The organism is Roseovarius sp. (assembly GCF_018066915.1).
Taxonomy (GTDB): domain Bacteria; phylum Pseudomonadota; class Alphaproteobacteria; order Rhodobacterales; family Rhodobacteraceae; genus Roseovarius.
Genome location: NZ_JAGPVV010000093.1, coordinates 1 through 8,289, shown reverse-complemented (window position 1 = coordinate 8,289; position 8,289 = coordinate 1). Strand labels below are relative to the sequence as shown.

The window sequence follows — 8,289 nt, the reverse complement described above, 5'->3', positions numbered from 1 at the left end:
CGTCACCGTCCCAGTTATAGGTGAGTTCGACCGGGCACTCTTCTTGCCCCTCGGGGGCCATGAACACCAGCGTGAAGCGCCCGCCTTCATTGTCCCAGCGACGGGTTTCCTTGAGCCCCAGCAGGGCAAAGAACCGCTGTGTCGCCTCCAGGTCTTTGACGCGAACCATCGTGTGCAGGTATTTGATGCGCATGGTCATCCTCCTTTATGTCAGTGCTGCGGAGGATAGTGGCCCGCGCGCCGGTGTCGAGGGCAATTGTCGAGGGCAATCTGGGGCGGATTAGGTTGCGCGTCAGAACTCTGATCGAATACCCAAAGTGATCGAGGTTTCCTCGACATCGAAACGGCTGATGTTGGAGTCGCTGCGTTCGCTGGTCACGGTCAGGGTCGGGACAAAGCCCATATAACCCCAATCGGTAAAGGTGGCCGTCACCCCACCAAAGACCGATCTGTCATCGCGCCCGCCCGGCACAGCGATGAACCCGACCTGATAGCTGGAATAATCCAACTGGCTGATTCCAAGCGAAAATTCGAGACTGGCAGGGCCGATATCGCGGCCCAACTGGTAGCTGGCGATGCCGGTCCATTGATCCGAGGCGCGGTTGATGCCGTTGCTGTCGGTGTCGCGATACTGCACCTGAAAGCCGATCTGCGCGCCGCTCTCAAGGGTCAGGCCGAGACCGGCAAAGCCGCTGGCCACGGTGCTGTCGGCCCCGCGCGTCGCCTCGTAATGCTGATCCTCGAAGGCGGCACCAAAGCTCAGCAGCAGGCGGTCGTTCAACCGGTGATGCCGCGCGGCACCCACGCGCGCGAAATCATAGAGCGGATCGCCCGCATACCAGACGCGCCCGCCGTCGAGGTCGAATTTCCATGTCACAGCCGCGGTCTTGCCGCGCAAATAGTGGGTCAGCCCCAGTTCCAGCACGGTCGAGGACAGGTCATCGCCGCTCAGCCCCGGCACAGGGTCTGAAATATCGACCCGCCGGGCGTTGACGCGGGCACGCGCCCGTGTTTCCTGCGTGTCGCTCTTGGCCAGACGGTAAGAGGCCGAGACCTGCGCCGTGGTGATAAAGCCAGAAAGCGCCTGTGCCGAGGGGCTGAGCGTGCCCACCACCGGCACGCCGTCGATCACGTTGAGCGGGCTGTTGGCCCCGTTGTTGACGTTGTCGGAAGGGGTGGCGGAGAACCGAAAATCGAAACGCAGCGGGTTGCGCGCGCGCACGTTCTGAAAGGCGGAGATGGTCTGGGCGCGGGCCACGTCACTCGGGGCATGATCGACCGCGCGGCGCAGCCAGAATTGCGAGCCGGTCAAGCGCGCGTCGGCAAAGCTGAGCTCTGCCGCGAGATTGGCGGCCTGAAAGCGCTGCTCATCCGATTTGGCATGCCAGTAGGCGAGGGCGGCCTTCTTTTCGGCGGCACCATAGGCCTTGGCCTGCGCGAGGGCCAAAGCCTGATAATAATGCGCGCGCGGATTGCGGCGATCCGCTTCCAAGAGACCTTTGCTGAGGTCATAGGCAAGCCGCGGTTGCCCTGCGCCCAGCGCCTGCGCGGCCAGCGCATCGGCTTGGGCCAGCGAGAGGTTGACGGGGGTCGCCGAGGACACCCCGCCAAGACCGATCGCGCTGATCACGGCTGTGGCGCGCAGCACCTGCCTGATTTTGCGCGGGCCGGTTCCGGGCATGCCGCCGCCCCTAGCGGTCAAGCACGAAAATGCCGGTTTCCAATTCGTTGGTCAGCCCAAGTGGGTTCCCCGGCCCGTCGAATTCGTTTATCTTGATCGCGCCTGCGACTTCGGTGGCACCCGTGCCGCCAAAGATACCGGCGGAAGAGCCGATGCTGGTGCCGGTCACACGGTCGTCGGGAAAGGCGGATTGATCATACTCGATGGTGCCACTGAACGTGCCGCCCTCGGTGATCGCTGCGTTGATCAGAACCAGCGACGGCAGGTTGATCACCACGCCGCCGGGGGTTTCGGAAATGCGGCGGTTGATGATATTGCCTTCGACTTGCCGATCCCCGAAGTTTGCCCGCAGCACCACATCGCCCTGGGTTGAGGCGGCTTGGGTGGGGATCAGTTCCGGGGACACTCCGGCGGGCGGCGGCAACAGGTCGCCACCTTGGGAATCAAGGTTGGTGAGGCCGACATAGCGACCCGTATAGACCACCTCGCCGGTGGTTGGTTGGGTATAGGTGCCAGTTCTCTCGAAGACGGCCCCGATGAAGAACCGGTTGCGCGGGCCGCCCGTCGCTGCCACGCCAGCGGTCACGGAACCCGAGGTCTGGCTCTGCGCGGCAAAGGCGGTGCTGTGACGCGAGGCACCGTCTTGCTGGATCGTGTAGGCCTGATAGCCCGGCACGTCGAGCGCCGCGGCGCGGTTGTATGTGACCGGATCGGTGGTCCCGTCGAACGAGAGCCCTTCGACCGTCAGCGTCTGGGTCGCCGGATCGAACTGAACCCGGCTCACATCCTGCGCGATGTCCGTCGGCACGCTGGTATCCGTGGGAGGTGGCGTTGTGCCGTCATCTTCGCCGGGATTATCGAACGGGTTGGATGATCCGCCGCCACAGCCGCCCAAGAGGGCAGCAGCCATAAGGCCTGCCACGATATGTTTCATGATGAGACTGCCCTCAATATATGTTTTTTGTTCGTTTTGCGATTAGCCTCAGGCTATTGCATTTAAAAGTCAATTCCCGATACATCTGCGGATTGCAAAAACTGGCCCGCTGTGGCGCATGGGCAAACACCTGATATAGGCTTTGCGCGGGGGGCATCCGCAAGATATGGTGAATTCCGACTCGTTCTTGTGATGAAAGGCCTCGCCATGCCCCTCAGCCCTGACCAACAGGCCGAAATCGACGCGCAGCGTGCGCAGACCCAAAACACCCTGCGCGCCACGGCGGCGGGCATGGAAAAGCATCTTTATACCGCCTATCCGGTGCTCGATCACGGATTTGTCCGGGTGATCGACTATATGGGCGATGATGCTGCCATCGTGCAGGCCGCGCGGGTGAGTTATGGTGCGGGGACCAAGCATGTGCAGAACGATGAGGGGCTCATCCGCTATCTCATGCGGCATTGGCATTCGACCCCGTTCGAGATGTGCGAATTGAAGCTGCATGTAAAGCTGCCGGTGTTTGTCGCGCGGCAATGGATCCGGCACCGCACCGCCAATGTGAATGAATATTCGGCGCGCTATTCGATCCTCGATCGCGAGTTCTATATTCCGGCCCCTGATATGCTGGCGGCGCAATCGACCACCAACAATCAGGGGCGGGGGGCCGCGCTCGAAGGGGAAGAGGCGCAGCGCGTGTTGCGTATTCTGACCGACGACGCGATGCGCTGCTATGACCATTACGAGGCGATGATTTCGCAGGAGGGCCAACAGGGGCTGGCGCGCGAATTGGCGCGGATGAACCTGCCTGCGAATATCTATACGCAATGGTATTGGAAGGTCGATCTGCACAACCTCCTGCATTTCCTGCGCCTGCGCGCGGATGCCCATGCGCAATATGAAATCCGGGTCTATGCCGAGGAAATCTGCCGCCTCGTGGCCGATTGGGTGCCCTATGCCTACAAGGCCTTCGAGGATTACCGCATGGGGGGGACGACGTTGTCCGCCACCGCGCTCGATTGCGTGCGGCGGATGCTGAAAGGCGAGGTCGTCACGCAGGAAACCTCCGGCATGAGCAAGGGGGAGTGGCGGGAGTTTGAGGGGGTTTTGAACGGGTCCACGTAGGGTGCGCATTTATTGCGCAGCCCGTGGGACCGTGACAATGGTGCGCAATGAATGCGCACCCTACGGGGCGGTGGGGCGTGCCGATGGATGGCGGGATATGCAGGTCATAGCCATGCGGCGGGGCCATCGCGGTGGATCGAGGAATAGGCCCAATCCTCTGGTCGGGCGGCCAACCCGTGTTTGACCGGGTTGATCCAGCAATAGCGGATCGCGGCGCTCTTGTCCGCATCGCTGCGGAGGTGATGCTCCCAGAACCGCCGCTGCCAGATCCCATGCTCGCGCCGGGCCACGTGGCTGGGGCGGCGGGGCGCAGGGGGCATGGCGTGGGAAAACCGGGCTTTGATCACGCTCCACCGGGTCGAGAAATCGTGATCATTCTCGGGCAGGGTCCAGACACAGTGCATATGGTCGGGCAGGACAACCCAAGCCTCGATCGTGAAGGGCCGCTCGGCCTTGGTGCGTCGGACAGCCGCGCGTAGCTCCGCGATCTCGCGGGTGAGCAGCTCTGAGCGTCGGTTGGCGAGCGTCACGGTGAAAAAGACGCAGGCCCCGGCAATCTGGGGGCGGATGTAATTGGACATGGGTTCAGAGAACCATGACACGGTTAAGGAATGGTTATCGGCTGTGAGAGTGTTGGTGCGCAATGAATGCGCACCGTACGGGGGCGGTGAGAGTTGGTGCGCAATGGATGCGCACCCTACGGGAGGAAACTGGATCGAGAGGGGGCACCCCTCGTGGGGGCTCAATGAATGCGCACCCTACACCCCCCGCACCCTACACCCCCCGCACCCGTGGGCGGACCCATTTCGAGGCGGGTTCGACGATCAGATCGGTGAGCGCCCAGACCAACGCATCGACGCGGTCGGGGCTGCCGCGCCCTTCGTAGCCGCGCGCGGTCATGGCGCACATCTGATCCTCGAGCGCGCCAAGTCCGCGGGCGTGATGCACCCGTCCCTGTTCGTAGAGGGCCGCCACAGGCTCAGCCCGCGCCACCTTGCCCCGGCTGGCGTGGACCTTGCGCAGGGGCACGAGGGGATCGACCTGCCGGATCACCTGTTCCACCAGATCGCCGCCCTGATTGACCTCGGCCACCACGCGCTCGGCCCCCCAAAGTTCGCGCGCGCGGATTGCGGCGCGGGCCCAGCGGGCGGGGCTGGCGGCGCTGACGCTGGCATCGGCCAGCACATAGGCGCGCCAGTCCTGCACCGGGCCGCGGGTGATGGCCCCAACCACGATGATCCCACATTCATCCGATCCCGCATGGCCCGACACCGGCGGATCGACCGCCACCACCACCCGGTCAAACTCGGGCAGGGTCTCGATCCGGGCGGCCTCGATCATGGCGGGGGTCCAGAGCGCATCCTCGGCCTCGTCAATCAGGATACCGTCGAGTTCCTGCCGCCCGAGCCGTGTGCCCGCGTAGCGCGCGCGCACCTCGTCGAGAAAGCCTTCGGCGAGATAGGCGCGGTTGGCCTCGGTGGGGGCAGAGGTGGTGACGGTGCTGGAGGCGGCGAGAATATCCTTGAGCACGCCGACATTGCGCGGTGTGGTGGTGACGCAGACGCGGGGGGCCTCGCCCAGACGCAGGCCGAATTGCAGCATGTCCCAGGTTTCGCGCGCGCGTTTCCACTTGGCCAGTTCATCGACCCAGGCCCCATCGAATTGCGGGCCGCGCAGCCCCTCGGGGTCATGCGCGGAAAAGGCCTGTGCCACGGCCCCGTTGGGCCATATCAGGCGTTTGCGCGTGGCTTGCCATTCGGGGCGGCGGTCGGGGGGCGAACAGGCAAGAATCCCGCTCTCGCCAAAGATCATCACCTCACGCACCTGGTCGATGGTTTCACCCACAAGGGCGATCCGCTTGCAGCGGCCTGCATCCATGGGGCGCGCCCCCTCGACCTCGGCCCGTACCCATTCGGCCCCGGCGCGGGTCTTGCCCGCCCCGCGCCCGCCCATGATGACCCATGTCCGCCACTCGCCCGACGGGGGCAATTGATGTGGCAGCGCCCAGAATTCGAAGAGATAGGGCAGGGCCATGAGTTCGCCGTCACTCAGGGCATCGAGGAAGTCTTCCCTTACAACTGGCCCTTTTGAGACGATCCAGTCGGCACCCGATCTGATGCCGGGCGTCGTCGAAATCGAGGGCGTATCCATGGACAATGCCAAGGTCTTCTTTTCTGCGTCGTTCAAGCTGTGCCTCCGCTTCCAGTGCGATCTTGAGCCATTGCCGGATTTCGGTGGTGGCCTTGGTCGCGTTTTTCAGTTCGTCGAGATCTCCGGACCTGATCCGTTGATAGATCTCTGCCAGATCCACGCGCATATCGGCCAATTGTTGCTCCAGCGCGTTGATCGAGGTGGTCAGGCCGGTGGGCCCCTCGTCGGGGGTGATCAAAACCATGCGTGCTCTTGCCTCGTGAGTGGTGTGTTTCGGTGGGCCCCTCTGGCTGGACGGCATGAAAAAACGGCCGCCGGGGTTCCCCCCGGGGCCGTTGCCCAATTCGTCCAGCATGTCACAACCTATACGAGAGACCGCGCGCTGAGTCAAGTCAGAGCGCTTTAGCTTTGGTCCGCAAGTCTCCGGTATGTTTACGTTTTATTAACCTCAGCGCAAGCGGCGCTCAGGCGCGATGCGCGCCGTCAGCCAGTCCCTTCACAAAGCTCAGCACCTCTGCGACCGAACCGCCTTTGGCAATCTCGCCCACGATGGCCGAGCCCACGACGCAGCCATCGGCGACGCTGGCAATGGTTTGCGCCGTTTCAGGCGTGCGGATGCCAAAGCCCACAATCACAGGCAAGTCGGTCTGCGCCTTGATCCGTGCCACCTCGGGGGCGACATCTGCCGCCTCTGCCGCTGCCGCCCCGGTGATGCCGGTGATCGAGACATAATAGACAAAGCCAGAGGTGTTCTCGAGCACCTTGGGCAGGCGTTTGTCATCGGTGGTGGGCGTGGCGAGGCGGATGAAATTCATGCCCGCTTTGCTGGCTGGAATACAGAGTTCGTCATCCTCTTCGGGGGGCAGGTCGACCACGATCAGCCCGTCGATCCCGGCGGCCTTGGCATCGGTCAGAAACTTGTCCACGCCGCGATTGTAGATCGGGTTGTAATAGCCCATCAGCACGATGGGCGTTGTATCGTCGCCCTCGCGGAATGTGCGCGCCATGGCCAGTGTTTTCTCAAGCGTCATGCCTGCCGCCAGCGCCCGCTGACCGGCCAGTTGGATGGTTGGCCCGTCCGCCATCGGATCGGTAAAGGGCACACCTAGTTCGATGATATCCACGCCCGCGCCGGGCAGCCCCTGCATCACCGCGAGAGAGGTGTCATAATCCGGATCGCCCGCCATGATGTAGGAAACGAAGGCCTTCTTTCCGGCGGCCTTCAGCTCTGCGAATTTGGCGTCGATGCGTGTCATGCGGCTCTGTCCTCTGAATGGGTCCGTGCGGGTTTGGCGCAAAGCGCGCGGGAAATCAATGCCCGGCTTGACCTTGGGCCGCGCAAACCCGTAGATGCGCGCAATTCAAGGCATGGAGGGTCTGAGATGGGCTTTAAAATGGGAATCGTGGGCCTGCCCAATGTGGGCAAATCCACGCTCTTCAACGCGCTCACCCGCACCGCTGCCGCGCAGGCCGCGAATTTTCCTTTTTGCACCATCGAGCCCAATGTGGGCGAGGTGGCCGTGCCCGATGCGCGGCTCGATAAACTGGCCGAGATTGCCGGATCGAAACAGATTATCCCGACCCGCATGACCTTTGTCGACATCGCGGGGCTGGTCAAGGGTGCCTCCAAGGGCGAGGGTCTTGGCAATCAGTTTCTGGCCAATATCCGCGAGACGGATGCGATTGCCCATGTGCTGCGCTGTTTTGAGGATGGCGATGTGACCCATGTCGAGGGGCGCGTCGATCCGGTGGCGGATGCTGATACGATCGAAACCGAATTGATGCTGGCCGATCTCGAGTCGGTCGAAAAGCGGCGCGCCGGGCTGCAACGCAAGCTCAAGGGTGGCGACAAGGACGCAGCCCAGGCCGAGCGGCTGCTTGGGGCGGCGCAGGCAGCCCTTGAGGCGGGGCGGCCTGCGCGCACGGTCGCGGTGGATGCCGAGGATGCCAAGGCATGGAAAATGCTGCAACTTCTGACCGCCAAGCCGATCCTCTATGTCTGTAACGTGGATGAGGCCAATGCCGCGACGGGCAATGCCCATTCGGATGCGGTGGCCAAGATGGCCGCAGAGCAAGGCGCCGCCTCGGTGGTGATTTCAGCCCAGATCGAAGAGGAAATCAGCAAGCTGGAGCGGGACGAGGCCGAGATGTTCCTGACCGAAATGGGGCTGGAGGAGGCGGGGCTCGACCGGCTCATTCGCGCCGGTTATGGCCTCTTGCATCTGGAGACGTATTTTACTGTCGGCCCCAAAGAGGCGCGCGCCTGGACCATCCCGGCAGGAACGCCTGCGCCCAAAGCGGCTGGCGTGATCCACGGCGACTTTGAGCGCGGATTCATTCGCGCAGAGACGATTGCCTATGACGATTTCGTGGGCTTGGGCGGCGAGCAAAAGGCCAAGGA

At 63.2% G+C, this 8,289-nt stretch carries 9 protein-coding genes; 2 read left to right on the top strand and 7 right to left on the bottom strand.

Annotated features, from left to right (window positions below):
- The 3 genes from KBT70_RS05380 to KBT70_RS05370 all read right to left on the bottom strand — a co-directional run.
- A partial coding sequence (locus KBT70_RS05380) for a VOC family protein (RefSeq protein WP_363270134.1) occupies positions 1-193 on the bottom strand: 193 nt, incomplete at its 3' end.
- A gap of 99 nt (positions 194-292) precedes the next feature.
- On the bottom strand, positions 293-1,681 hold the full coding sequence (locus KBT70_RS05375; protein WP_296629499.1) for a hypothetical protein: 1,389 nt from the start codon (positions 1,679-1,681) through the stop codon (positions 293-295).
- A 10-nt stretch (positions 1,682-1,691) separates the two neighbouring features.
- On the bottom strand, positions 1,692-2,615 hold the full coding sequence (locus KBT70_RS05370) for a transferrin-binding protein-like solute binding protein (protein ID WP_296629498.1): 924 nt from the start codon (positions 2,613-2,615) through the stop codon (positions 1,692-1,694).
- 207 nt (positions 2,616-2,822) lie between these two features.
- Here KBT70_RS05370 and thyX point away from each other — a divergent pair, with 207 nt between their 5' ends.
- Positions 2,823-3,737 carry an FAD-dependent thymidylate synthase gene (gene thyX, locus KBT70_RS05365; protein WP_296629497.1) on the top strand — a complete coding sequence of 305 codons (915 nt, stop codon included), beginning with the start codon at positions 2,823-2,825 and terminating at the stop codon, positions 3,735-3,737.
- 104 nt (positions 3,738-3,841) lie between these two features.
- Here thyX and KBT70_RS05360 read toward each other — a convergent pair whose 3' ends face one another.
- The 4 genes from KBT70_RS05360 to trpA all read right to left on the bottom strand — a co-directional run bounded on the left by KBT70_RS05360 (position 3,842) and on the right by trpA (position 7,144).
- Complete coding sequence (locus KBT70_RS05360; RefSeq protein WP_296629496.1) at positions 3,842-4,318, bottom strand: transposase; 477 nt, start codon at positions 4,316-4,318, stop codon at positions 3,842-3,844.
- A gap of 193 nt (positions 4,319-4,511) precedes the next feature.
- Positions 4,512-5,771 (bottom strand): terminase family protein, encoded by a 1,260-nt coding sequence (locus tag KBT70_RS05355; protein ID WP_296629495.1) that lies wholly within the window; start codon positions 5,769-5,771, stop codon positions 4,512-4,514.
- A gap of 10 nt (positions 5,772-5,781) precedes the next feature.
- Entirely contained in the window at positions 5,782-6,132 is a 351-nt protein-coding gene (locus KBT70_RS05350; RefSeq protein ID WP_296629494.1) for a hypothetical protein, read from the bottom strand.
- A 220-nt stretch (positions 6,133-6,352) separates the two neighbouring features.
- A complete protein-coding gene (trpA, locus tag KBT70_RS05345; RefSeq protein WP_296629493.1) occupies positions 6,353-7,144 on the bottom strand; it encodes a tryptophan synthase subunit alpha in 792 nt (263 codons plus the stop codon).
- A gap of 126 nt (positions 7,145-7,270) precedes the next feature.
- Between trpA and ychF the strand changes: the two genes are divergently transcribed.
- The coding region (gene ychF / locus KBT70_RS05340; protein WP_296629492.1) for a redox-regulated ATPase YchF at positions 7,271-8,289 on the top strand (1,019 nt) is incomplete at its 3' end.